Annotated in this window: 27 protein-coding genes; 16 read left to right on the top strand and 11 right to left on the bottom strand. The window is 40.1% G+C overall.

From position 1 onward, the window contains the following. Nucleotides 1–18: 18 nt before the first annotated feature. The gene (gene spoIIP, locus LJC66_RS19475; protein ID WP_230933366.1) at nucleotides 19–1203 is read right to left on the bottom strand and encodes a stage II sporulation protein P; all 1185 of its coding nucleotides are present in this window, start codon (nucleotides 1201–1203) and stop codon (nucleotides 19–21) included. 190 nt (nucleotides 1204–1393) lie between these two features. Between spoIIP and LJC66_RS19470 the strand changes: the two genes are divergently transcribed. After that, nucleotides 1394–1546 carry a hypothetical protein gene (locus tag LJC66_RS19470; protein WP_013058513.1) on the top strand — a complete coding sequence of 51 codons (153 nt, stop codon included), beginning with the start codon at nucleotides 1394–1396 and terminating at the stop codon, nucleotides 1544–1546. A 26-nt stretch (nucleotides 1547–1572) separates the two neighbouring features. Here LJC66_RS19470 and LJC66_RS19465 read toward each other — a convergent pair whose 3' ends face one another. Beyond that, nucleotides 1573–1959 carry a VOC family protein gene (locus LJC66_RS19465; protein ID WP_195696179.1) on the bottom strand — a complete coding sequence of 129 codons (387 nt, stop codon included), beginning with the start codon at nucleotides 1957–1959 and terminating at the stop codon, nucleotides 1573–1575. A gap of 172 nt (nucleotides 1960–2131) precedes the next feature. Here LJC66_RS19465 and LJC66_RS19460 point away from each other — a divergent pair, with 172 nt between their 5' ends. Further along, on the top strand, nucleotides 2132–2659 hold the full coding sequence (locus tag LJC66_RS19460; RefSeq protein ID WP_230933365.1) for a YcxB family protein: 528 nt from the start codon (nucleotides 2132–2134) through the stop codon (nucleotides 2657–2659). 62 nt (nucleotides 2660–2721) lie between these two features. On the opposite strand, the gene LJC66_RS19455 is transcribed toward LJC66_RS19460, so the two are convergent. The 3 genes from LJC66_RS19455 to pruA all read right to left on the bottom strand — a co-directional run bounded on the left by LJC66_RS19455 (nucleotide 2722) and on the right by pruA (nucleotide 6254). Next, nucleotides 2722–3525 carry a YwqG family protein gene (locus tag LJC66_RS19455; RefSeq protein WP_230933364.1) on the bottom strand — a complete coding sequence of 268 codons (804 nt, stop codon included), beginning with the start codon at nucleotides 3523–3525 and terminating at the stop codon, nucleotides 2722–2724. Between the two features lie 173 nt (nucleotides 3526–3698). Next, complete coding sequence (locus LJC66_RS19450; RefSeq protein WP_025750035.1) at nucleotides 3699–4613, bottom strand: proline dehydrogenase family protein; 915 nt, start codon at nucleotides 4611–4613, stop codon at nucleotides 3699–3701. A 72-nt stretch (nucleotides 4614–4685) separates the two neighbouring features. Further along, nucleotides 4686–6254 carry an L-glutamate gamma-semialdehyde dehydrogenase gene (pruA, locus tag LJC66_RS19445; RefSeq protein ID WP_230933363.1) on the bottom strand — a complete coding sequence of 523 codons (1569 nt, stop codon included), beginning with the start codon at nucleotides 6252–6254 and terminating at the stop codon, nucleotides 4686–4688. Between the two features lie 530 nt (nucleotides 6255–6784). Here pruA and LJC66_RS19440 point away from each other — a divergent pair. From LJC66_RS19440 to LJC66_RS19430, 3 genes are all read left to right on the top strand, one after another. After that, nucleotides 6785–8179 (top strand): amino acid permease, encoded by a 1395-nt coding sequence (locus LJC66_RS19440; protein ID WP_230933362.1) that lies wholly within the window; start codon nucleotides 6785–6787, stop codon nucleotides 8177–8179. A 40-nt stretch (nucleotides 8180–8219) separates the two neighbouring features. Then, the gene (locus LJC66_RS19435; RefSeq protein WP_195696182.1) at nucleotides 8220–9608 is read left to right on the top strand and encodes an amino acid permease; all 1389 of its coding nucleotides are present in this window, start codon (nucleotides 8220–8222) and stop codon (nucleotides 9606–9608) included. 371 nt (nucleotides 9609–9979) lie between these two features. Continuing rightward, the gene (locus LJC66_RS19430; protein ID WP_075419294.1) at nucleotides 9980–10093 is read left to right on the top strand and encodes a YjcZ family sporulation protein; all 114 of its coding nucleotides are present in this window, start codon (nucleotides 9980–9982) and stop codon (nucleotides 10091–10093) included. A 40-nt stretch (nucleotides 10094–10133) separates the two neighbouring features. Here the strand turns inward: LJC66_RS19430 and LJC66_RS19425 are convergent, their stop codons facing one another. Continuing rightward, nucleotides 10134–10808 (bottom strand): hypothetical protein, encoded by a 675-nt coding sequence (locus tag LJC66_RS19425; protein ID WP_230933361.1) that lies wholly within the window; start codon nucleotides 10806–10808, stop codon nucleotides 10134–10136. Nucleotides 10809–11291: 483 nt separating this feature from the next. Between LJC66_RS19425 and LJC66_RS19420 the strand changes: the two genes are divergently transcribed. The 3 genes from LJC66_RS19420 to sigH all read left to right on the top strand — a co-directional run bounded on the left by LJC66_RS19420 (nucleotide 11292) and on the right by sigH (nucleotide 12760). Then, on the top strand, nucleotides 11292–11492 hold the full coding sequence (locus LJC66_RS19420; protein WP_013058502.1) for a cold-shock protein: 201 nt from the start codon (nucleotides 11292–11294) through the stop codon (nucleotides 11490–11492). Nucleotides 11493–11569: 77 nt separating this feature from the next. Further along, nucleotides 11570–11725: a DUF3934 family protein gene (locus tag LJC66_RS19415; RefSeq protein WP_162837669.1), complete on the top strand. Its 156-nt coding sequence runs from the start codon at nucleotides 11570–11572 to the stop codon at nucleotides 11723–11725. 384 nt (nucleotides 11726–12109) lie between these two features. Continuing rightward, nucleotides 12110–12760 (top strand): RNA polymerase sporulation sigma factor SigH, encoded by a 651-nt coding sequence (gene sigH, locus LJC66_RS19410; protein ID WP_013058500.1) that lies wholly within the window; start codon nucleotides 12110–12112, stop codon nucleotides 12758–12760. A gap of 21 nt (nucleotides 12761–12781) precedes the next feature. Here the strand turns inward: sigH and LJC66_RS19405 are convergent, their stop codons facing one another. Further along, nucleotides 12782–13210, bottom strand: coding sequence for a hypothetical protein (locus tag LJC66_RS19405; protein ID WP_025750030.1), 429 nt, complete (start codon nucleotides 13208–13210; stop codon nucleotides 12782–12784). Between the two features lie 253 nt (nucleotides 13211–13463). Between LJC66_RS19405 and LJC66_RS19400 the strand changes: the two genes are divergently transcribed. From LJC66_RS19400 to LJC66_RS19390, 3 genes are all read left to right on the top strand, one after another. Beyond that, nucleotides 13464–13916, top strand: coding sequence for a MarR family winged helix-turn-helix transcriptional regulator (locus tag LJC66_RS19400; protein ID WP_013058498.1), 453 nt, complete (start codon nucleotides 13464–13466; stop codon nucleotides 13914–13916). Further along, nucleotides 13885–15084, top strand: coding sequence for an MFS transporter (locus LJC66_RS19395; protein ID WP_230933360.1), 1200 nt, complete (start codon nucleotides 13885–13887; stop codon nucleotides 15082–15084). The genes LJC66_RS19400 and LJC66_RS19395 overlap by 32 nt, the downstream gene beginning before the upstream one ends. Nucleotides 15085–15263: 179 nt before the next feature. Then, nucleotides 15264–16514: a C40 family peptidase gene (locus LJC66_RS19390; protein WP_230933359.1), complete on the top strand. Its 1251-nt coding sequence runs from the start codon at nucleotides 15264–15266 to the stop codon at nucleotides 16512–16514. Nucleotides 16515–16553: 39 nt separating this feature from the next. On the opposite strand, the gene LJC66_RS19385 is transcribed toward LJC66_RS19390, so the two are convergent. After that, on the bottom strand, nucleotides 16554–17093 hold the full coding sequence (locus LJC66_RS19385) for a DUF2199 domain-containing protein (RefSeq protein WP_195696186.1): 540 nt from the start codon (nucleotides 17091–17093) through the stop codon (nucleotides 16554–16556). A 152-nt stretch (nucleotides 17094–17245) separates the two neighbouring features. Here LJC66_RS19385 and LJC66_RS19380 point away from each other — a divergent pair, with 152 nt between their 5' ends. The 4 genes from LJC66_RS19380 (at nucleotide 17246) to LJC66_RS27850 (ending at nucleotide 19587) form a co-directional block, all read left to right on the top strand. After that, nucleotides 17246–17911, top strand: a complete 666-nt coding sequence (locus tag LJC66_RS19380; RefSeq protein WP_230933358.1) for a sigma-70 family RNA polymerase sigma factor — start codon at nucleotides 17246–17248, stop codon at nucleotides 17909–17911. A 29-nt stretch (nucleotides 17912–17940) separates the two neighbouring features. Continuing rightward, a complete protein-coding gene (gene clpP, locus LJC66_RS19375; protein ID WP_230933357.1) occupies nucleotides 17941–18522 on the top strand; it encodes an ATP-dependent Clp endopeptidase proteolytic subunit ClpP in 582 nt (193 codons plus the stop codon). A 145-nt stretch (nucleotides 18523–18667) separates the two neighbouring features. Beyond that, a complete protein-coding gene (locus LJC66_RS19370) occupies nucleotides 18668–19312 on the top strand; it encodes a Bax inhibitor-1/YccA family protein (protein ID WP_028409806.1) in 645 nt (214 codons plus the stop codon). A gap of 140 nt (nucleotides 19313–19452) precedes the next feature. Then, nucleotides 19453–19587 (top strand): hypothetical protein, encoded by a 135-nt coding sequence (locus LJC66_RS27850; protein WP_269067672.1) that lies wholly within the window; start codon nucleotides 19453–19455, stop codon nucleotides 19585–19587. 83 nt (nucleotides 19588–19670) lie between these two features. Here the strand turns inward: LJC66_RS27850 and LJC66_RS19365 are convergent, their stop codons facing one another. Beyond that, the gene (locus LJC66_RS19365; RefSeq protein ID WP_230933356.1) at nucleotides 19671–19913 is read right to left on the bottom strand and encodes a hypothetical protein; all 243 of its coding nucleotides are present in this window, start codon (nucleotides 19911–19913) and stop codon (nucleotides 19671–19673) included. 152 nt (nucleotides 19914–20065) lie between these two features. On the opposite strand from LJC66_RS19365, the gene LJC66_RS19360 reads away from it, so the two are divergent. Further along, the gene (locus LJC66_RS19360) at nucleotides 20066–20749 is read left to right on the top strand and encodes a hypothetical protein (protein ID WP_230933355.1); all 684 of its coding nucleotides are present in this window, start codon (nucleotides 20066–20068) and stop codon (nucleotides 20747–20749) included. A 105-nt stretch (nucleotides 20750–20854) separates the two neighbouring features. Here the strand turns inward: LJC66_RS19360 and LJC66_RS19355 are convergent, their stop codons facing one another. Both LJC66_RS19355 and LJC66_RS19350 read right to left on the bottom strand, forming a co-directional pair. Beyond that, nucleotides 20855–21016 carry a hypothetical protein gene (locus LJC66_RS19355; RefSeq protein WP_230933354.1) on the bottom strand — a complete coding sequence of 54 codons (162 nt, stop codon included), beginning with the start codon at nucleotides 21014–21016 and terminating at the stop codon, nucleotides 20855–20857. 67 nt (nucleotides 21017–21083) lie between these two features. Continuing rightward, nucleotides 21084–22400, bottom strand: coding sequence for a CitMHS family transporter (locus LJC66_RS19350; RefSeq protein WP_230933353.1), 1317 nt, complete (start codon nucleotides 22398–22400; stop codon nucleotides 21084–21086). Nucleotides 22401–22449: the final 49 nt, after the last annotated feature.

Below are 22449 nucleotides of genomic sequence, written 5' to 3'. Positions count from 1 at the left end.
CCGGTAGCTAGTTTTTGTTTACTGCGCATTCACTTTTTCAGCTTGCCAATAATACTCGCTGAATACATCAGAAAAAGCTTTGACGGTATTTGTGAGTTCTTCCATATTGTTATCGACGCCGCCTACTTCAATTAAAATGGAGCGGTCGGATAAGTCTTGATTATATAGCCCGTTATTGCCGCTTGTTTTCTTTTTGCTTAACACTCCGCGGCTAAGGCCTGGATATTTTTCTTCTAGTTTTTCATGAATCGCTTTAGCCATTTTCACGTTTTCATCAAATTTCGGGTTTGCTTCACCTAATACAATCATCATTTTAGCGTACGATTTGCCGTTAATAGCAGCCGTTGTTTTTTCTTGGCGCAGTGAATCACGATGAATATCAATTAAATAATCGACGTCTTTGTTTTGCTGAAGAGCTGTTTCCACTACGCTGCGAGACATCATATAGGCTCGTCCTGTACCCCAGCCTTTTTCATTCAGCTTTTGCGTCATATTAGTTGTATCTACTTCCGAACCGATTCCGTCTGCTTTTAATTCCATTCCTAGCATTTGACCAACGAGCGTGATGTTGGTTTTGTTATCAACGGCTTTATTTTCGTTCGCTTCACCTTGCATACCAAGTAAAGGGAAATAAGATTCCCAGCTGTGCGTGTGATAGATGTACACAACTTTTCTGTCTCCCGTACTTTGCTTGGCCTGTGTTTGAGACTGTTTTTTGCTTTCTTCGTACGTTTTGCTTTCAGCAGGATCCAAATCACGCTCGCCTGAAATGCTTTCGAGCGGAGGAGCCGATTCATGGGGAATCGTGGTATAATCTGTTCCTTCACCGGCTAATAGAATATGAGAATCAAAAATAGAAAAGCCGGGCAGTTCTGATCCAAATAGACTTCTTGTATCTGCCACGCGAATGTTCGTCGCCAGCTGCAGAGCGACAGAAGAGAGAGGAGGCGGAGAGAAATCTTCTTCAAAGGCATGAGAGAAATGATGGTTTTCCGTATGCATGAAGTAGAACAAGCTTTGGGCTTTATAATTTGATAGTGCTTGATAGACAACGTTCGAGCGCAGCGTATGCTGAAAAGTTGAATACGTGACGGTAAAAATAGCGGCAGATGTTAAGAGAACAAATAGTATAGCGATAATTAATGATTTATAAGAAAGAATCCAAAAAAGCTTTTTAGGCTTTTCAGTGAACTTGTTTTTCATAGAGTAAGCCTCCTCTAATAAAATTTTGAAATCAGTGATGAGAACTCTAAGAGGAGAATGTTATGTATCTACTATTTACTCTATTAAAAAAAAATAGAAATATGATAGAAACCATGATATTTAACACAACATAAAAAAGCTTATATTAGGGCATACTGTAAAAAAAACGGTGCGTATTGGAGCTGGTTAGATGAACGACTCATGGGTTTATCATCATTTTATTAATACATTTTTATTTCCTTTAACAATGTTTGGCGTGGCATTTTGTGTGCTGGGGGTGTTGCTATACATGCTGTGGAAAGAAAAGCAAAAAGAAGGACCAAAAGAAAACAAGAGCTCTTAAATAAGAGCTCTTGTTTTGTCGAACATTCAGTTAGAAAAAGGGAGATTCACTTTCTCTAAGAACTCCATTCGGTTGCCAAAAGGATCAGCCACGTAAATTCTTTCGACACCGGGAATGTTTTGGTCTTCTATAAAAGAAATACCGAAGCTAGTCAGATGATCTTTGAACGCAGGGAGATTTTTGACGTGAAAGCCTGGATGCGCTTTTTTTGCGGGTGAAAAGGCAGGTTCCACACCAATATGCAGTTGATAAGAACCAAATTCAAACCACACGCCGCCGCGCTTTTTTAGACTTTCCGGCTTTTCGACTTCTGTTAAGCCAAGAACGGTTCCGAAAAAGTGTCGTGCTTCGCTTTCTGAATTTGGGGGTGCAGCTAGCTGAATATGATCAATATGCGTCAGTGTAAAAGTCATAAACAGTCCTCCTTAAATAGTAGAGTACTAGTTAAGTTTACGTGATGTGTACGTGTAAATAAATGACAAAAAGATGATGCTTTTCATAAGAAAAACTTATTATTTTATATACATATAACACCAAATGAGGTATATTTTATTTTGTTGTTATTTAGGAGAATTGGAGATTAATATGGAATATCATTATACGTTAACAAAAGAGGATTACGTAGCTTTTAACATGCATCACGCTCAACATTCGGAAAGAGTACAAAAAGTGCTGAGAGTTCAGCGATGGATGTCGCTTATTTTTCTTCTTATTCCTTTGCTTGTTTCGTGGGTTGAAGGAGAATTTTTACTCGGCATGTTCGCAGCGTTTGCACTGCTTGCGGTGCTGTGGTTTTTATTTTATCCGAAATATTTTTACGGAAGTATTAAAAAGAACATTGTAAAGGTAATAAATGAAGGAGATAACAGCAGTCTGACGGGTGAGCATACTATAATGGTTACGGAAGATGGCTTGGTAGAGAAAAGCTCAAAAGGAGAAGTGAAGACTCCTTGGTCAAGCATCACTCAAATTAGAGAAACCGATGAACATATCTTTATTCTTGTTAGCGCAATGAGCGGATATGTTATTCCTATAAACACATTTGCAGATGTAAAAGCGCTACAGCAGTTTAAAGAAACGCTGAATGCTGCAAGAGACGAAAAAACAGGCTGAGTAGTAAATAATAATAATGTGAAAAAACGCCCTCCTAGATACTTTTCTAAGAGGGCGTTTTTTTAACAGCAGTCCCAGTTGTACAAAACATCTCTAAAGTTACGGTTGCGAAGGTCTTTTTCTTTAATAAAGAAATTGGCTACTCCCGCATCACCAAACATAATATCCGCTTCGTCGTCCATAGCGAATTGAAGAAGCAGAATGTTGTATGCTCGCAGCGCTTCATCGTAGTCTCGAGGATCGCTTTGAGTGAAAAATGCGTATCCGCCCATTTTATGATACTCACCCGTAAGCTCATCCCAGTAGATTTCTTCCGTTTCTTCATCGTCAAATAAACCTGATTCTATATCATTATATCGATAGTCAGTAGGGGAAACGGGTTCGATTCTTAATTCAAACTGTAAACCTACTTCTTGAGGAATAGGGAACATATCTCGGTCAACGTCCTCTAGATACGTAAAATCGGTTGTTAACTTGTTTTCGTCGGTTGTTATGTCTTCATAAAAAACGACGCGAAAGTCTTTTTGAGCCGTAGGGTGGTCAAAATTAAGACCGTACATATCGCCCGTGCTTTCGTTATCAGCTCCACAAATGAAAAATTGAAGCATGCCTTGAATGGGCATATTTTCATAGGAAGGTACTTCAGAAAAATTGATTTGTGCCATCAGGAGCATCGGCTTACCTTGAGAATCAAGAGGATGATTTGCTTCTAGAGGAAGGTAAGGGTTGCCGCCAAACTTGCTTTCGTATAATTTTGGACTGTTTCTGACCGTATTGATGTGGATGTAAGGCTTACATGTTTTTTCGATTTCTTTTCGGTAAGGTTCTAGCTTAGTAGGCAGTGCTAATTTTGATAGAGGATTCATATGTACTCTCCTTTTTGTTTGGAATTAAAAGAACGTTCGTTCGTATTTTTATTTTACCTTAATACATACTGAAAAGGAAGAGAAATCGTATAAAAAAAGCCCTTTGCAGAAGCATCTACAAAGGGCACAAAGAAATGATAGCGTTTTCATTATGGAACTTACTAAATGAATGCTTATTTAGAAAAGAAACCTTTTAAAGCAAATGCGACGTTTTGCGGTCTTTCCGCTAAGCGGCGCATAAAGTAGCCAAACCAGTCGTTGCCAAACGGCACGTATACGCGCATTGTATAGCCTTCTTTTGCAAGGCTAAGCTGCATATCTGTTCGGAATCCGTACAGCATTTGAAATTCAAACTGCGTGCGCGGGATGTTGTTTTTGTGAGCGAACTCTTTTACTTTTGCAATAATATTGTGGTCGTGAGATGCGATAGCCGTGTATGTTCCGCTAAGCAGATGCTCTTCGATAATTCGCATATAGTTCTCGTCAATTTGGGCTTTATCTTGAAACGCCACGGTTGGTGATTCTTGATATGCGCCTTTTACCAATCGAAGAGGAATGCCTTTTAGCTCTTTTACGTCTTGTTCAGCGCGGAAGAGGTAAGCTTGAATAACCGTTCCAACATTATCAAACGTCTCGCGAAGCTCTCGTAAAATATCTAGCGTCATTTGACAGTGAGCGTAGTCTTCCATGTCGATTCGGACGAAGTTATCGTATTTTTTCGCCGTTTCAAGAATGCGGCGCATGTTCTCAACGCAAAAACTGCGGTCAATATCCAAACCAAGCTGCGTCATTTTGACAGATAAGTTGCACGTTACACCGGCTTGCCCCATAGCTTCTAGCGTTCTGACATTATATTGAGTCGCTTCGATAGCTTCTTCTCTGCTTGAAACAAATTCCCCTAAATGATCAAGCGTACAAACGAGTCCTTTTTCATTCAGTTCCCGTACTTTTTTGATCGCATGTTCAATCGTGTCGCCAGCTACCACTTGAGCTGCACCAAAGCGAAGACCCCATTTTTTCGCCGCTTTGTTTAGCGCTTTATTTTGGGAAGCGTGAAGAAACACATTTTTAGATACCTCTGCCAACATAAATATCTCCCCCTATAGAAAAAATCCCTTGTTGTTTTAAGATAGAGCAGCCTAGGGCTGCTCTACTGAGTATTAAAGCGTTGTGCTTGTTGTTTTTGCTTGCAGGTGCAGAATCAAGTAATCAGGACCGCCAGCTTTTGAATCTGTTCCTGACATATTAAATCCGCCAAACGGCTGGTACCCAACGATGGCACCTGTACAACCGCGGTTGAAGTAAAGGTTTCCGACGTGGAACTCTTCTTTTGCACGCTCGATGTGCTCAGGCGTATTCGAAAGAAGGGCACCTGTTAAGCCGTAGTCTGTATTATTAGCAATTTCCATCATATGATCGAAGTCGCGCGCTTTGCAGAATGCTACGACTGGGCCGAAGATTTCTTCTTGCATTAAACGTGCTTTTTCATCTACATCTGCAATGATCGTAGGCTGAATGAAGTAGCCTTTTGAATCATCTGCTTCTCCGCCCGTCATTAAACGGCCTTCTTCTTTACCGATTTCAATGTACTTTGTAATTTTGTTGAAAGAAGCCTGGTCAATAACAGGTCCCATATACGTGTTCACATCTTCAGGGCTGCCCATTGTTAATGTTTTTGTCAGCGCAACTGCTTTTTCAAGAACGATATCGTATACGTCTTGGTGAACAACTGCACGAGAGCCTGCTGAACACTTTTGTCCAGAGAAGCCAAATGCTGAATACACAATAGAAGAAGCAGCTAAATCTAAATCAGCATCTTTATCTACAACGACCGTGTCTTTCCCGCCCATTTCAGCAATAACGCGTTTTAGCCAAATTTGACCAGGCTGTACTTTTGCTGCGCGTTCATAGATGCGGCAGCCTACTTCACGCGAACCTGTAAATGAAACGAAGCGTGTTTTTGGGTGATCTACTAAATAGTCGCCAATTTCGCTCCCGCTTCCCGGCACGTAGTTCAGTACGCCGTCTGGAAGGCCAGCTTCTTTCATTACTTCCACAAATTTTGCTGCGATAACAGGTGTGTTATTAGCCGGTTTTAATAGAACCGTATTTCCTGCTACGATTGCTGCTGCTGCTGTTCCAGCCATGATCGCTAACGGGAAGTTAAACGGTGAAATAATAACGCCGACACCAAGCGGAATGTAGTTAAATTTATTTTCTTCACCGTCGCGGCTCTCAACAGGCGCACCGTCTTTTAGCTGCACCATTTGGCGAGCGTAGTATTCAAGGAAGTCAATTGCTTCTGCTGTATCAGCATCTGCTTCATTCCACGGCTTTCCTGCTTCTTTTACAAGGTAAGCTGAAAATTCATGTTTGCGGCGGCGAATGATGTCCGCTGCGCGGAAAAGAATATCTGCTCTTGCTTCAGGCGCTTCTTTTTTCCACGTATTAAAGGTAGAAAGTGCAGCTTGCATAGCTTTTTCAGCCAAGTCTTGATCTGCTTTTGACACGCGGCCAATAACTTCTGCTTTATTAGCGGGGTTAATCGACTGAATTTGATCTTCTGTTGTAATTAACTCTCCGCCAATTACAAGAGGATAGTCCTTTCCAAGCTCTGATTGTACAAGTTCTAGTGCTGATTCAAACGCATCTTTGTTTTCTGCAATCGTAAAATCCGTGAAAGGCTCGTGTTTGTATTGTTTGATTTCGTTAATATTCATTGTGTTCATTTTCATTACCCCTTTTTTAGAAAATTTACAACATAATTAATATTCCAACACCCTATACCTGTATTATAATCACCTTATTCTCGTTTTGTACATAGTTTTTTAACAAAAATGTTCAAAAATTTTTAAAAATAAACACTTTTGTTTAAAGTGACAATGAATCTATGGTTTTTATAGTGATTTTGAACAAAAAGCACAATAAAGGACAGAGGTAAGCATAAGTAAAGATGTTTTGAACTAAAGAATTACGATAAAAGAAAGAGTTTATCGTTAGTAAATGAAAATGATCTTCCTTTCAAAAAAACAATAGACAAAGTTGTTCAAAATAAATTATCATATAATTCGAAAAGTAATTTTGTTGAATGAAGCGATCTTTTGCGTTAAGTGAAGGCTTCATTTGAATGTACAGATAGAAGGAGGGTAGTGAAACTGCAGTTAGTTGTCCATAGTATTGTAAGGGCTTACATATTTAACGCGCGATGCGAAGAACGTGTAATTCTTTAAATGACGGTTTTTATGAGGAGGATTTTAACATGAGTCATCAACCGCCTGAGTTAAAAAAAGAATTAAAAATTCGACACATAACCATGATTTCTTTAGGAGGAATCATTGGTGCCGGTTTGTTCATTGGAAGCGGATCACTCATTAACGCAGCGGGTCCTGGTTCCATTTTTTCGTACGCGTTTGCCGGTTTGCTGGTGATTTTAGTTATGCGAATGCTGGGGGAAATGTCTACGGCTAATCCTTCAAGCGGCTCGTTTGCCACATATGCCAGAGAAGCGCTTGGACCGTGGGCTGGCTTCACAATCGGCTGGCTGTACTGGTTTTTCTGGGTAATTGTTATTGCTGTTGAAGCGATTGCAGGTTCAACGATTATTCAATATTGGTTTCCGTCTTTACCGTCTTGGGGCGTGAGTCTCATCCTGACGTTTTTATTAACGTTAACGAACTTATACTCTGTTAAATCATTTGGTGAATTTGAATACTGGTTTTCACTTATTAAAGTAGTTAGTTTAGTGCTGTTTTTACTTTTAGGAGGAGCGATCATCCTCGGTTTAATACCGGGAGTAGAGTCTCCGGGAGCATCGAACCTTCTTCATAGAGGCGGATTTCTTCCAAATGGAATCAGCTCGGTCTTTTTAGGAGTGGCGATTGTGATGTTTTCTTTTATGGGAACAGAAATTGTCGCAACGGCGGCTGGAGAATCGGCTCAGCCTGAGCGAGCGATCACTATCGCAACAAATACCGTTATTTATCGTATTTTAATTTTTTATCTTGGGTCCATTTTAATCTTAGTAACGATCCTTCCGTGGGATTCTTCAAGCTTGATGAAAAGTCCGTTTGTTTCGATATTAGAGCTGGTAAACGTTCCGGCAGCGGCTCAAATTATGAACTTTATCGTACTGACTGCTGTTTTGTCTTGCTTAAATTCAGGTCTATACACGAGTTCTCGTATGCTGTACTCAATGGCGCAAAAAGGAGACGCGCCGCGCATGTTTTTGAAAGTGAATAAAAAAGGCATTCCGTTTAATGCTATTGTAGGATGTACCGTGATTTCTTACATCAGCGTTGGTTTTAACTATCTTTCACCTGATAAAATCTTTTTATTTTTAGTAAACGCATCGGGAGGCGTAGCGCTTCTTGTGTACCTTGTTATTGCTTTTTCACAGCTTCGCATGAGAAAGAAATACGAAAAAGAAAAGCCGGAAGCATTAAAAATCAGAATGTGGCTGTTTCCTTATTTAACGTATGGAACGATTGCGGCAATCACAAGTATCTTTATTGCGATGGCATTTATTGATTCACTTCGCACTCAGTTTTATCTCACGCTGCTGATTGCTGTATTTGTGGTATGTTCATACTTCTTTATGAAAAAGAAAAAAGATGATAGTTCCCTATCAGGACAGGGGAATAAAAGAATTTCTTAATAGAAGAGAAAATCATCACGAGGGGCTAGGGGGAAGTAAATTGGCAAACAAAGAGTTAAAAAGAGGGCTTGAATCTCGTCATATCCAAATGATTGCTCTTGGAGGAACGATTGGGGTAGGGTTATTCATGGGTTCAGCAAGCACTATTAAATGGACGGGGCCATCCGTCCTGCTTGCGTATGCTATTTGCGGTGTTTTTATTTTCTTTATTATGCGCGCAATGGGTGAGATGCTTTATTTAGAGCCAAGTACGGGTTCGTTTGCGACATTTGGTCATAAATATATTCATCCGTTAGCGGGTTATATCACGGCTTGGAGCAACTGGTTTCAATGGGTGATTGTGGGCATGGCAGAGATTATTGCAGTCGGAGCTTACATGCAGTACTGGTTCCCACATTTACCGGCGTGGGTTCCGGGAATTGTCGCCATGGTCATCCTCGGTGGGGCCAATTTAATTTCGGTGAAATCGTTTGGAGAGTTTGAATTTTGGTTTGCAATGATTAAAATTGTTACAATTGTTCTCATGATTATCGCTGGTCTTGGCCTTATTTTCTTTGGTCTTGGAAACGGCGGCGAAGCGCTTGGCCTGTCGAATTTGTGGGCAAACGGCGGTTTCTTTACAGGCGGATGGTCCGGCTTTTTCTTTGCCTTGTCGCTTGTTATTGCTGCCTATCAAGGAGTAGAGCTTATTGGAATTACAGCAGGAGAAGCAAAAGATCCTAAAAAAACGTTAACAAGTGCAATTCAAAGCTTAATTTGGCGTATTTTAATTTTTTATATCGGCGCCATCTTTGTGATTGTAACGGTGTATCCGTGGAACGAGCTGGATTCACTCGGCAGTCCGTTTGTTTCTACGTTTGCTAAAGTAGGAATTACAGCAGCGGCGGGCATTATTAACTTTGTTGTCATCACAGCGGCCATGTCTGGGTGCAACAGCGGAATTTTCAGTGCGGGACGTATGCTTTACACGCTAGGTGTAAACGGTCAGGCTCCGGCTTTTTTTACAAAGGTTTCTCGAAACGGCGTGCCTATTTATAGTACCGTTGCGGTGATGATTGGCTTAGCTGCGGGCGTTGTCTTAAATTATATTGCACCGCCAAACGTTTTTGTGTACGTGTACAGTGCTAGCGTGCTTCCAGGTATGATTCCGTGGTTTGTGATTCTTATCAGTCAAATTCGTTTTCGAAAAGCAAAAGGAGCGGCGATGGACCAACATCCATTTAAAATGCCTTTTGCTCCTGTGACGAACTACGTAACCATCGCGTTTTTATTGATGGTGCTTGTAGGCATGTGGTTTAATGATGAAACGCGCATATCGCTGATTGTCGGCATTATCTTTTTAGCTGTTGTTGTGCTGAGCTACTATGTACTAGGTATCGGTAAGCGTACGGAAGTACGGTCTTCTGAAAGACGTAAGCTAGTGAAATAAATGATTTTGTAAGAGAGGCTGAAAAGCATTTTAGTTTAAGAAAGATCCGAACGATGAATGTAACTCGTTCGGATTTTTTTATTGGTATGGTGAACGTAAGTTTCAGCTTATGTATCTCATTTGTTCGTCTTTAGATTGAATTGATTTCGTTATGCCTTAATCTCTTTTGGACAGAGGAGAAGAAGCGAAGTTAGCGCTTTTCTTAGGCTGTTTTCTTCTTTTATTAATGAGGTGCATGGCAAGAAGGAAAAAGAAAAAAGAAAAAACCAGAGTCAAAAGGGCGCGTTTAGGCATAAGATAATCCAACTCAAGTGAAATGCAAGCGGCGTTTTTCTTGAGGAAAGAGTAATTAAAGAAAAGGAAGTGTTCGTATGTCTGGAAACCCTGGATATGGTCATGGATCTGGTTTTGCTTTATTAGTTGTATTGTTTATTTTATTAGTGATCATCGGCTGCAGCTGCTACGGCGGAGGCTTTGGCTGGTAATCCACTCATTTCAAAAGCCCTATAAGGGCTTTTTCTATGCTTATAAATAACGCTTTTTCCCGTTTTGATAAATGTTGACGTGAAAACCGTTTACTTCACTCATAAAGATTTTAGAAGGAAATCCTGCTGCTTTGACAGATGAAGTGATTTCAACAGTTTGATACGTTTTTGGTTCCAACGTAACAGTATGAAGCTTAGGCTTATTCATCATCACTAAAAAAGGGGTATCTTCTTTAAAATAGGAGCGTTCATCCATTGCTACTTCAAACGTAACGGGTTTTGAGCTGTGATTTTCAAATGAAAGGTCACAGGTGCCCGTTAATACGGTTTCTTTTTTATTTCTCTCAAATGTACAAATGCTGTTTTCCGCATCGTAAGAAACGGCATACATACCTGGTAATACGGTCTTTTGCATCGCTTCAACCATATGACCAGGACCCGATATGACAATAAACGCAGCAAACATCGTTAGTTTTAAACGATGCCGATTTAAACTTTTGTAAAGGGCAAAAAGACCAAGTAAAAGTATAATTCCCCACGCATTGCTGGCATATTGAATTCCCGTCATTGTTTCTTCATTTCCATAGAGGGGAAGACCTAAAAAAGAAAAGACAGAATGACTGAGCGGCGTTGAGTTAGGAAAAGGGATGTTTAAAATAAAAACGGCTAGTAAAAAGGTGAGTCCTTTTATTAAAAGTGATCGTTCACGAATCATGTGGTTCCTCCTTAGCTATAAATCACGTATCATTATATACTATTATTATCTTATTTTGTAATTAATGGTTATTTTATTGCGTGGGTGGAAAGAGAGTAGAAAATAAATTGATAAAAAATGTGCATGTCCATTTATAAGTGGCATAGTTCTTAGAAAGCAGGATGTGAGATATTTATTTTTGTGGAGATGATGCATATTGCTGAATGAAAAAACCTTATGATGCCGCATCACAATCCAGAAATGTGGGTAGCCTCAAAGCTGCCCCGTAGGCTTTTAGCAGGTACATAATAGGTTGAAGCCTGTCTTAGAACAGAAACTTGCTATTTCTAAATTGATATGTTACACTAAGGTTAATTATTTTTGTTCGGTATGAAATTGAAAGAAGAGAAATATTCTTCAATAGAAATTTTTATCTGGAAATAGTACGATTGAGCAAGGGTAGTAATATATGCGTGGAGTAATTCCACCACTGGAGGAAATAGTATGACTGAAGGTACAGTAAAATGGTTTAATGCAGAAAAAGGTTTCGGTTTCATCGAAATTGAAGGCGGAGAAGATGTATTCGTACATTTCAGCGCAATTCAAGGCGACGGATTCAAATCTTTAGACGAAGGTCAAAAAGTGACTTTCGACATCGAGCAAGGTCAACGCGGTGCACAAGCTGCTAACGTTGTAAAAGCATAATTTTATGCAATCCAAAAAAGACTCCGACTTTGGACGGGGTCTTTTTTTATTGTAACAAACACGCAGGTAACGGAGGAATACGTATGAGTAAAGCAAAAGGTAAAGGCGGCACGGGGCGAGGCACCGGCAAAAAAGGGTGGAACCGCTGGCAGGCGAGTGCAAAAAAGAAGAAAAATGCAAAGCCTTATAAAAGCAAGGGAACAAAAAATGCTGATAAGCCGGAAGGCAACTAATCCTATATGCGCAGTATCATCTGCAACTTCGACTTACTCTGCTTGAGTAAGTTTATTTCATATGGAATTATTTTTTTATTGCTTTTTTGACAGATTGCTGTCACTATATGAAATAATAAAGTGATTTGTGTGAATTTTCTATAAAAATTGATTTTTTTTGCAAACACTTTCATATTTCGACAACCTTTTTGATTTTTATCGGTTATACTTCTTTATAATAGATTATAGAAAGATGCAGGGGAGCATAAAGTGAGAGAGGAAAGCGACAGTTTACCTGTACGCTTTTTACGTTTCTGGACCGTATTGCAGTAGCGTCGTAACAAGTAGATCATGCATCAGTTTAGAACACATCAAAACTCAACTAAGTGTAACGGGGGGATATGAGTGAGCGTAGGCATCGTAATTGAAAAAGTTCAAAATTATGCTATGTTAGAAGATCATGTTTTGGTTGAAATGGTTCACAGCGGAGATGAAAAATCATTGGAGTATTTAATCAACAAGTATCAAAATCTTGTGAGGGGTAAAGCAAGAAAATACTTTTTGATTGGTGCTGAAAAAGAAGATATCGTCCAAGAAGGAATGATTGGACTGTACAAAGCAATTCGCGACTTTAACGAAGACAAGCTAACATCTTTTAAGGGGTTTGCGGAGTTATGTATCACAAGACAAATCATTACGGCGATTAAAACGGCTACTCGTCAAAAGCACGGTCCTTTAAATTCGTACATTTCATTGGACAAGCCTCTGTATGATGAAGAATCAAACTATACGCTGATGGATATGATTCCTGGCGATCAAATTGCTAATCCGGAAGCGGTGCTGATTCATCAAGAAAAAGTGGAAGACCGCGAGTTAAAAATTGCGGAAACACTTAGTGAATTGGAAAGAAAAGCATTGACGCTGTATATGGACGGCCATTCATACGCTGAAATTTCGAAAGAATTAAATACGCACGTCAAGTCAATTGACAACGCGCTGCAGCGTATCAAAAGAAAGTTAGGTCGAGACGTAGAAAGCAGACAAGCTATTTCATAATAGGTAAAAAAGAGCCGGACCTCAAAGGGGTTTCGGCTCTTTTTCACGGTCTTTTAAAATGTCTTGAATAATTTCAATATGAACAGAAGCCCACGATTGTTCACGAAAATGAAGAAACACGCTTGGAATGAGAATAAAAACATACAGCACCACAAAAATAATCCAAAGCCAGCTGCCGTCTTTAAATAAAAATTGCTGCAGTCGCTGCGAAAATAAAAAAAAGAGCCAAGGCAAAGCAGAAACAAGGATGGGAATGACGCCGGAGCCGTTTTTTTCTTTAGTCATTCGGTAATACACTTTTCGCAAAGTAGCGCTTTCGAGCGTAAGGTAAAGCTGCCGGATTTCTTCCATTTCCGCTAATTCATCAATTTCTTCTGCGTTTTGGTTTTGATGAGCTGCTTTTTTCAGTTTAAGGTAGACTTTATGAGCATCGCCGCGCAGTGAAAACATATACCAGCCTCCCGCATAGTGTTTCGTCTTCTCTAACAGAGTTTGCAGGTGCATGTAAATATATACAAAAAATTTCGTGATACGAAAGAATAAGAAAACAGAAGTGAAAGCGTAAATCATTAGTAGAAAAAGAGAGAAAACAGCTGATTTTAGCCCTTTTTCGCCGCCTTTACACATCAAGTAGCAGCACATATACTAATAAAAGAACAATTAGTTACCTAGGTAAATAAAATGAAAAGGTGAGGTGGAAAAAGTGAATAACTTGGTTTTTCATGAGCTTCATCAAAAGTCGAGATTGTCTATTAAAGAAGTAAATGAAGTGTTAAAAGCGTACGGGCTATACAGCTCACAGTACTCAATTTTATTTTGTTTAAAGCGATTCGGCTCGATGACGCAAACGGAGATTTGGCAGTATTTAAATGTCGAAGCGCCAACGGTTACCCGCACGTTAACAAGGCTTGAAAAAAGCGGATGGATCGTTAGAAAAGCAGGCAGTGATAAGCGAGAGCGCATCGTTTATTTATCTCCTCAAGCGAAGAAAAAGCTTCCGGAAATTCAGCAAGAAATTGAACGTTTAGAAGAAAATTTGCTGATTGCTTTATCCGACAGCGAACAAGATCAGCTTATTTCGTTATTAAAGAAAATTTGTAAATCTACAGAAAAGGGTGAAATGAATGACGAACCAGCAGGAGCCAATCTGGACTAAAAGTTTTATCAGCATTGCGATTACTAACTTTTTTATTTTTGTTGTGTTTTATGCATTGCTAACGCTGCTGCCGATTTATGTATTAGACGCCTTAGACGGCACGAGTACGCAGGCAGGGCTTGTTGTTACCATCTTTTTATTATCTGCGATTATTGTTAGACCGTTTTCAGGGAAAGTCATTGAAAACATTGGAAAGAAAAAAACGCTTGTATTTAGTACCCTCATTTTTGCGCTTTCTTCCTTCTTATATATGTTCATCCACCATTTTAACGTGCTTTTATTACTGCGCTTCTTTCAAGGAATTTCATTCAGCTTAGCAACAACCGTCACCGGAGCGATTGCAGCGGATTTAGTTCCCGCTAAACGACGAGGAGAAGGGCTTGGCTACTTCGGAATGTCAATGAACTTAGCCGTTGTTGCAGGGCCGTTTTTAGCACTAACGCTTCATCAATACATCGCATACAACATTATTTTCCTTGTATTTGGCGTGATTATGCTCGTTGGCTGGCTGTGCGGAATGCTTGTTAAAAATCTTCCAGAAAACGCTGCTCCGTCAGTAAAGAAATCTTTTTCACTGAGCGATTTGTTTGAAAAAAAATCCATGCCGATTTCATCTGTAGGTATTCTTGTTTCTTTTTCGTATGCAAGTATTATTTCTTTTATTTCTGTGTACGCACAGTCGCTTGGATTGATTAAAACAGCAAGCTTTTTCTTTGTCGTGTTCGCAGCTGCGATGCTGATTTCACGACCGTTTACAGGAAGATTATTTGATAAATCTGGCCCAAACATTGTGATTATTCCATCATGTATTGTTTTTGGGATTGGTCTATTTAGCTTAAGCCTTACACATTCTTCTTGGATGCTGCTGTTTTCAGGTGCATTAGTAGGACTAGGCTACGGAACGCTGCTTCCTAGCTTCCAAACGCTTGCGATCCAAGCGGCCCCTGCTCACCGAAGCGCATACGCAACTGCCACGTTCTTTACGTTTTATGATAGCGGTATTGCGGTTGGTTCATTTGTATTAGGAATTGCAGCAGGTGCTTTAGGGTATTCAAAACTGTACTTTGCGCTTGGTATTTTTGTTCTTTTGATTACACTTTACTACAAGTGGATTGCAAATTTACGTCAAAAACAAAAAGCGGCAAATATCCAGGTGGGCATGAAATAAAAAAGCTCGGCGTAATACGCGCCGAGTTTTTTTCTGGATTTTTTACAGGACTTTGGAAGGGAAGCATATTTAAGTCAAAAGGTACTAGCCAATTCCTATCCATCTGCACCATACTTTAACAGAGGAACCATTTACATATAAAACTTCTTGGATGAAATAAAAAACAAAGGAGAACAAACATGAAAGTAATGAAACCCCTTATGGTCACAGCGTTAGGACTTAGTCTTGCCACTTTTTATGACGGCGCTTTTTCTGCAGAAAAAGCTGTGCAAGTACAGGCTGCCACAGATGAAAACGTGATTGCTGACAAAGCAAAAACGTATGAAGGAGCGGATTATACGTCTGGAGGAGAGACGCTAAGCGATGGGTTTGACAGCTCTGGCTTCGTTCAATATGTGTTTAAGCAAGCGCTGGATACAACGCTTCCTCGTTCCGTGAAAGAACAGTCAGAGCTTGGAACAGACGTCGATAAAAACGAGCTGCAGGCAGGCGATGTATTGTTTTTTGACACCGATGAAAACGGTGAAGTGAACGTAGCCGCTATTTATATCGGAGACGATGAGATGATTTATGCATCTTCTTCAGACGGAAAAGTCGTGGTGAAAAACATTTCAAGCAGCGCGTATTGGTCATCACATTTCGCCAAAGCAAAGCGCATTACAGGCGCACCGGAAATTGCAAAAGATAATGAAGTCATTGCAGAAGCATTAAAACATCTCGGTACACCATATGTATTCGGAGGCGAGTCGCCAACGGACGGCTTTGACTGTTCCGCATTTGTTGCGTATGTATTTCAACACGCATCGGACGTGTACCTTCCGAGATCAACCGATCAGCAGTGGCAAGTTGGAGAAGAAGTTGCTCGCGCAGATTTAAAGCCAGGAGACGTTATCTTTTTTAAAGACACGTATCGTGAAGGGATTTCACACGTTGGCATCTACGCAGGCGGCAATCAGTTTGTTCATGCCAAGCGCAGCGAAAATGTGACAGTTGATTACCTGACAAGCAGCTACTGGACGTCTAAGTACGCAGGAGCAAGGCGCTACGATGACTTATCGCTGTCAAAAGACAATCCATTTGTGACGGAATCTCTTAAATATGTAGGAGAAGTACCTTACGCACAAGGTGGGACAAGCCCTTCTACAGGCTTTGATACGGCTGGTTTTGTTCAATACATTTATAAAGAAGCAGCTGGAAAAGACATTCCGCGCTATGCGAGTCAGCAGTGGGAAGCAGGAGAAACCATTTCACAATCTGACTTGAAGCCGGGAGATCTCGTCTTTTTTGAAGGAAGTTCACTTATTCCATCTATCTACATTGGAAATGATTACGTCGTTCACGTATCTACATCCCAGGGCGTGAAAATTACAAACTATAAAGTAGACAGCTACTGGGCGCCTAAATACTACGGAGCAAAGCGCATGCCATAAAGGTAAAAAACCAAGACAGTCTGGGGCTGTCTTGGTTTTTTAATAGGTAGTCAATTGTTTTTGTATGTCTTTGACTCGCTCTAACGTTATCCCTTCCCGCTGCTCGACGGCTAAAGGGTGATCGGTTGGCTCTAACTCGATGAGCGGTCTTATTCCAACAGGTCTTGTATGCACATTTGTTTTCAAATTTAACGTTTCGGGATAGCCTGGAATTGAAACTGAAAACCAGCCGAAATAAGGCGGTTCATTTTCTCTTTTGTCACTTTCCCATAAATCGATCATTCGATGAAAATTGTCTTCGCTTAAAGAAACCCATATGTTCCAAGTGAAAAATTCTTCTTCATTAAAAACAGGAATTTCAACACAGCCTCTTACGAAAAAATGTTCTTGATTCATGATACAAACCTCTGAATATAGTTCAAAGTTGTTTTGTTTTTCATCGTCTGACGCGTCATAATAGTAAAAAGGAGCTTCACTTGTATAGCTCATAGGCAAAGCGGGCTGAGGGTGTTCACAGGTTAAGTCTTTATAGTGAAGTTTGTTCGTTTTCTTCTTGCCATATAATCGTCTTCTTCGCATATTATTTTAGACTCCTCAGATAAAAGTATCTTCATTATAATACAAAAAAATGGCTGCTTAAGCGTATAATGTGTAAAAAAGTTTGATTCCCCGTATCTTTTGAACTTCCTTTAATCGTTTAATAAATAGAGAGTGTAAAAGGAGTGAAAATCATGTCACATTCAAAAAAAATTGAAACACAAACAGAAAGCTTTGACGATAAATGCTGGAACGAGCATTACCCAAAATTGCAGCAGTACTGCCGTTTTTTAACGCAAAATGCGTGGGACGGAGACGATATTGCCCAAGAAACGTTTTTAAAAGCTCAGCGATATAAAGGTGAAGAGCACAAGCTATCTTCGGCGCTGTTAAATAAAATTGCGTATCACCACTGGATTGATCTGCTGAGAAAACGAAAGCGTGAAGTAATAGCCGAAGAAGAAGGTTTGGAGCAGCAGGCCGACAAGCAGGCATTTGATAGTAAGGGACACTCGGTCGAGCTGCTCCTTAGTCAGTTTACGCCGAAGCAAGCGGTTATCTTTTTCTTAAAAGAAGGCTTTCGCTATCAGCTAAAAGAAATAGCGTTGATTTTACAAACGTCAGAAACAGCGGTGAAAAGCAATTTACATCGTGCTAAGCAGCGGTTAGAAAAAAGCGGTGAGCCGTTTTCTACAGATTCTTTTTGGGATGAAAAAGAGCGTAATGAGCTGTCAGAACTGTTTTATAAAACGTTAGAAGCGCAGGATCCAGCACTTTTGATTGGGGCTTTGCCTTCCTTAAAAAGCGTCATTCAAAAACCAACGTATACTCCGACGTGCACTCTCTGCATGGCTGCATAGCCATATTACGTGTGATAAGGAGGATATATATGAGCACGATTCCATATGTAATTGAACAAAGCAACCGCGGTGAACGTTCGTATGATATTTATTCGAGGCTTTTAAAAGACCGAATTATTTTAATTGGTGATGAAATCAATGATCATATTGCCAACAGCGTGGTCGCGCAGCTCTTATTTCTCGCCGCAGATGATCCTAAAAAAGATATATCACTTTATATTAACAGTCCCGGAGGTTCCACTTCAGCAGGGTTTGCGATTTATGATACGATGCAGTATATCGAGCCGGACGTTCAAACAATTTGCACGGGCATGGCCGCTTCTTTTGGCGCACTGCTTCTCCTAGCAGGAGCAAAAGGAAAGCGCTATGCACTTCCGAACAGTGAAGTTATGATTCATCAGCCGCTAGGAGGGGCTAGAGGGCAGGCGACTGAAATTGAAATTAGCGCCCGCCGAATTTTAAAGCTGAAGCAGCATATTAATGAAATCATATCAACACGAACGGGACAGCCGGTTGAAAAAGTGGCAAACGATACGGAACGAGATTATTTTATGAGTGCTGAAGAAGCAAAGGCATACGGCATTATTGACGGTATTCTGTTGGCGAAATAAAGAGGTGACAAGAAAGCATAGACGGCAGCGTCTATGCTTTCTTGTCTATAAAAATAAGAAAAAAGACCTTAGTATTATCTTTATTTTTCTTTAAAAGGTAGGTATTATATAAAATATAACAGATTTTAGAAAGAAGGTTTTACACATGCAAGAAGTGATTGGAGTAGAGCAGCGGTCTCTGTTTCAAAAAGTATTAGTAACATTTATTTTTTCGTTATTTATTTCAACAGTTGGCTTATATGTAGGTCAATATGTGCCTCCGGCTTATTTCCTTCCGTTAGCGATTGCTGAACTTGTGATGCTGGTTGCCGCATTTATGTTACGAAAGAAAAAAAGCGTAGGATATGGCTTTACATATGCTTTTTCATTTATATCAGGCATCACGCTGTTTCCGATTGTCAGCTATTATGCATCAGTAGCGGGGGCGCAAGTTGTTCTTTATGCCTTTGGAAGCACGTTCGTTATTTTTACGGTGATGGGTGTAATTGGGGCAAAAACAAAAAAAGATTTAGGGTTTTTAGGCAGCTTTTTATTAGTAGCGCTGTTAGCACTAGTGTGTATCAGCATTTTCTCGCTGTTTAGTCCCTTAACAACGCCTGGACTCATGGCATTTTCAGTGATTGGTACCATCGTTTTCTCACTTTATGTGCTGTATGATTTTAATAAAATGAAGCACGGTGAAATCACAGAAGAGCTTGTTCCACTGCTGGCACTATCTCTTTATTTAGACTTTATTAATCTATTCATTAACTTGCTTCGCTTTTTTGGTATTTTAGGCAGCGATGATTAATAAGAAAGAGGCTGAGACAAAAGTGTTTTAGCTGAAGGAAGATCCGAACGGTGAAGATTCTTGATGGAGAATCTTCACCGTTCGGATTTTTTTATTGGTAGGATGAGCGTAGATTTCATCTATTTAGCTGCTTCTAGCTGTTGATTGGAGGTGAAGGCGGAGACTCCTGCGGGGAAAGCGGAACAGGTGAGACCCCGCAGGAGCGGAAGCGGCGAGGAGGCTTACCGGCCGCCCGCGGAAAGCGAAGCCTTGCACGGAAATCAGCAGCGGTGTAATAAGCAGTACAGCTCATGTATCCAACCTGTTGATCTTTAGATGGGATTGATGTAGTTATATCACAATCTCTTTTTTGTTTTAGTTATTCTCCGCCGTCCCTATCTTCATCCTCGCTAACGTCATCCTCTGTTTTTTCATAGTTTGGTCCGGTAGCGTAAGGTTCTTTAAAAAACTTTTCAAGCCACGTGGAACTTGTAGCGACCGCGCCGTTTTTAGCGTGAATAAATTCACTGATTGTATATATTTCAACGACTTGCTTTCGATATTTCCGAAATAAACATGCGCTGGCAACGACGCCAATGCTGATGATTATATACGTATTCATGAAATCCTCCTTATGAAAGGGTTAGTGTTATGTATGCCAGATAAGAAAAGGATATGCGAATCTAAAACAAGTTCGTTTAGTGGTGCGAGCCTTTGAAAAAATGGTAGTATAGAGCAGGTACATAGCGAACGTAAATTTTTTTGGAAGGATGCATGTTAGTGGTGAATTTTAAAGAGTTTTTTACTATTTCTTCGTATGAAGTAATGGAGCATTTGAGTCGAAAAGAAAATGGAAAGAATATAGATGAATACGAAGTGCTGTTGTATAACGAAAGCGTCAGTCAAACGGAAAATGTAAAAATCGAATTCAAAAAGACGAACGATGAAATAGCAGTGGAAAAGGTACAAACGCTCTCTTACTTTGATCAGCAGAGTCCCAAACGCCCCTGTAAGATTTGCGGCAGTGAAGTGATGGTAAAAGAGAACAGCATTGAAGAACTAAATGTTTACGCACACAATTGTTCATTTAACTATGAAGAAATAGAGTGCTGTTTAAGAGAACTAGTACAAAATGAACTTTTACAGGATAGATTTACTCAAGAAGAATTCGACCGGAACTATGGAGTTAACTACCGTGATGACGCTAACCAGCAATATAGCTTTTACGATACCCAGCAAAGAGACACTTTTTACACCATCTTTAACGATAGTGTTTATCACACCTCTTACGCAGGACCACAAGAGCTGCACTGCAAGTTTTGCGGGATGGATGAAGAGCTGCTTGTTATAGACGGAGCCTTCTATCAAAAATGCTCAGTGCTAACTCCACATACAAATCAAATTATTGATATGATTGAAGCAAGAAAACAAAATGAACCAGACGTAACAAAACGTTGAGGAGAGAAAAGGGACCGAAGTCTCAGAAGAACATAAAAAAGAAGCTTCCTTTTGAGCGAAAGGAAGCTTATCAAGTTTGTACCTATAGGGTTGAGTGGTGCATAATTAAATAGCTACCGGAATAACCGATGAATCATTAAAGTAAACAACTTCTGAAAGAATACTGTAGCCTTTCAGGTTTTTGAGCTGAGAAAGGGCTTCTTCTTTGCTATCAAACTCGTACATTCTCATTTCACCTTTTCCTACATAACACGTAATTACATACATTTTAGAAGTACCTCCACCTATCATTTATCAATTTATTAATAAAAAGCCATAACGGCTTTTATTCCTATTAAAATAGCGTAAGTGCGCCTGTGACAATAGCAAGGGCAATCAGAACAAGAGACGTTAAAATGGCCCATTTAAATGCAAAGCGCTGATGTTCACCAAGATCAACACCTACCATACCTACAAGTAAGAAAGTAGACGCAACGAGTGGACTTAACAGATGAACAGGTTGTCCGAGTACTGAAGCTCGCGCAATTTCCATCGGATCAATTCCGTAAGAAGCAGCTGTTTCAGCGAATATTGGTAAAACACCGAAGTAATAAGCGTCGTTACTCATCACAAACGTAAACGGCATGCTTGTTAAAGCAACGATTGTCGGTAAAAACGAACCGAGTGAATCAGGAACTAAATGAATTAACAGGCTTGCCATTTCGTCAACCATTTTAGTACCGGATAGTATTCCTGTAAAAATACCGGCTGCAAAAACAAGGGCTGCAACAGTTAACGCGTTGCCTGCATGAGCCATTAAACGTTCTTTTTGATCCTCAAGTTTTGGATAGTTAATCATAAGAGCAAGCGCAAAACCAATCATAAATAAAACAGAAACAGACCAAATGCCAGAAACTAACACGACCATGAGTGCAATGGTTAAAGCTAAGTTAATCCAGATCTTTTTAGGCTGTGTAATATCTTCTTGAGAAGTTAAGGACGCGTCTTCAGCAAAAGCAAGCGAGCTTTTTAATTCAAACTGCTCAATGTCAATAGCACCAAGTCGTCTGCGCTCTTTTTTTCCAAGAATATAGCCTGTAAAAATCACCCACAAAGCTCCGCCAATTAACGTTGGAAGAAGTGGAATAAAGAACTCTGATGCATCAAGGTGAAGGGCAACAATCGCACGAGTAGCCGGGCCTCCCCAAGGCGTCATGCTGCTCATAATACTAAGAGAAAGCATCGCAACCGTCGTTAACACTAACGGGCTCATATTCAGGCGTTTATAAAGTGGAAGAAGAGCAGAAACCGTAATCATATAAGTAGTTGTGCCGTCTCCGTCTAGTGCAACTAAAAGCGATAGAAGAGCGGTTCCGATGACGATTTTGAGCGGATCGCCTTTTACGATTTTTAACAGCTGTTTAATTAATGGATCAAACAAGCCAGCATCAATCATAACCCCGAAGTATAAGATGGCGAACAGCAGCATCGCAGCTGACGGAGCTACTTGTTTTAGCCCTTCTAGCATCATGTCTCCGACGCCTTTGCCAAATCCTCCAATCACGGCAAAAAGAAGTGGAATCACCATTAAAGCTACGATAGGAGACATCCTTTTTGACATAATGAGATACGTAAAGACAATAATCATTGTAAAACCTAGTAGTGCTATCATTCAAACAACCTCCTTTATTTTCCCTCTTTTCTCTGAAAGCGTTTTCTTT

This window comes from Priestia sp. TSO9, from assembly GCF_021029645.1.
GTDB lineage: Bacteria > Bacillota > Bacilli > Bacillales > Bacillaceae_H > Priestia > Priestia megaterium_E.
The sequence above is the reverse complement of the archived record's forward strand: the minus strand, read 5'-3'. Positions and strand labels throughout refer to the sequence as shown.

Coding starts and splice junctions, on each gene's coding strand:
- LJC66_RS19420 (WP_013058502.1), top strand. CDS start 11,292: ATGACTGAAGGTACAGTAAAATGGTTTAATGCAGAAAAAGGTTTCGGT.
- LJC66_RS19360 (WP_230933355.1), top strand. CDS start 20,066: ATGTTAGTGGTGAATTTTAAAGAGTTTTTTACTATTTCTTCGTATGAA.
- LJC66_RS19350 (WP_230933353.1), bottom strand. CDS start 22,400: ATGATAGCACTACTAGGTTTTACAATGATTATTGTCTTTACGTATCTC.
- LJC66_RS19380 (WP_230933358.1), top strand. CDS start 17,246: ATGTCACATTCAAAAAAAATTGAAACACAAACAGAAAGCTTTGACGAT.
- LJC66_RS19365 (WP_230933356.1), bottom strand. CDS start 19,913: ATGAATACGTATATAATCATCAGCATTGGCGTCGTTGCCAGCGCATGT.
- LJC66_RS19385 (WP_195696186.1), bottom strand. CDS start 17,093: ATGCGAAGAAGACGATTATATGGCAAGAAGAAAACGAACAAACTTCAC.
- LJC66_RS19470 (WP_013058513.1), top strand. CDS start 1,394: ATGAACGACTCATGGGTTTATCATCATTTTATTAATACATTTTTATTT.
- LJC66_RS19430 (WP_075419294.1), top strand. CDS start 9,980: ATGTCTGGAAACCCTGGATATGGTCATGGATCTGGTTTTGCTTTATTA.
- spoIIP (WP_230933366.1), bottom strand. CDS start 1,203: ATGAAAAACAAGTTCACTGAAAAGCCTAAAAAGCTTTTTTGGATTCTT.
- LJC66_RS19405 (WP_025750030.1), bottom strand. CDS start 13,210: ATGTTTTCACTGCGCGGCGATGCTCATAAAGTCTACCTTAAACTGAAA.
- LJC66_RS19460 (WP_230933365.1), top strand. CDS start 2,132: ATGGAATATCATTATACGTTAACAAAAGAGGATTACGTAGCTTTTAAC.
- pruA (WP_230933363.1), bottom strand. CDS start 6,254: ATGAACACAATGAATATTAACGAAATCAAACAATACAAACACGAGCCT.
- LJC66_RS19425 (WP_230933361.1), bottom strand. CDS start 10,808: ATGATTCGTGAACGATCACTTTTAATAAAAGGACTCACCTTTTTACTA.
- LJC66_RS19450 (WP_025750035.1), bottom strand. CDS start 4,613: ATGTTGGCAGAGGTATCTAAAAATGTGTTTCTTCACGCTTCCCAAAAT.
- LJC66_RS19355 (WP_230933354.1), bottom strand. CDS start 21,016: ATGTATGTAATTACGTGTTATGTAGGAAAAGGTGAAATGAGAATGTAC.
- LJC66_RS19465 (WP_195696179.1), bottom strand. CDS start 1,959: ATGACTTTTACACTGACGCATATTGATCATATTCAGCTAGCTGCACCC.
- LJC66_RS19395 (WP_230933360.1), top strand. CDS start 13,885: ATGACGAACCAGCAGGAGCCAATCTGGACTAAAAGTTTTATCAGCATT.
- LJC66_RS19455 (WP_230933364.1), bottom strand. CDS start 3,525: ATGAATCCTCTATCAAAATTAGCACTGCCTACTAAGCTAGAACCTTAC.
- LJC66_RS19370 (WP_028409806.1), top strand. CDS start 18,668: ATGCAAGAAGTGATTGGAGTAGAGCAGCGGTCTCTGTTTCAAAAAGTA.
- clpP (WP_230933357.1), top strand. CDS start 17,941: ATGAGCACGATTCCATATGTAATTGAACAAAGCAACCGCGGTGAACGT.
- LJC66_RS19390 (WP_230933359.1), top strand. CDS start 15,264: ATGAAAGTAATGAAACCCCTTATGGTCACAGCGTTAGGACTTAGTCTT.
- LJC66_RS19440 (WP_230933362.1), top strand. CDS start 6,785: ATGAGTCATCAACCGCCTGAGTTAAAAAAAGAATTAAAAATTCGACAC.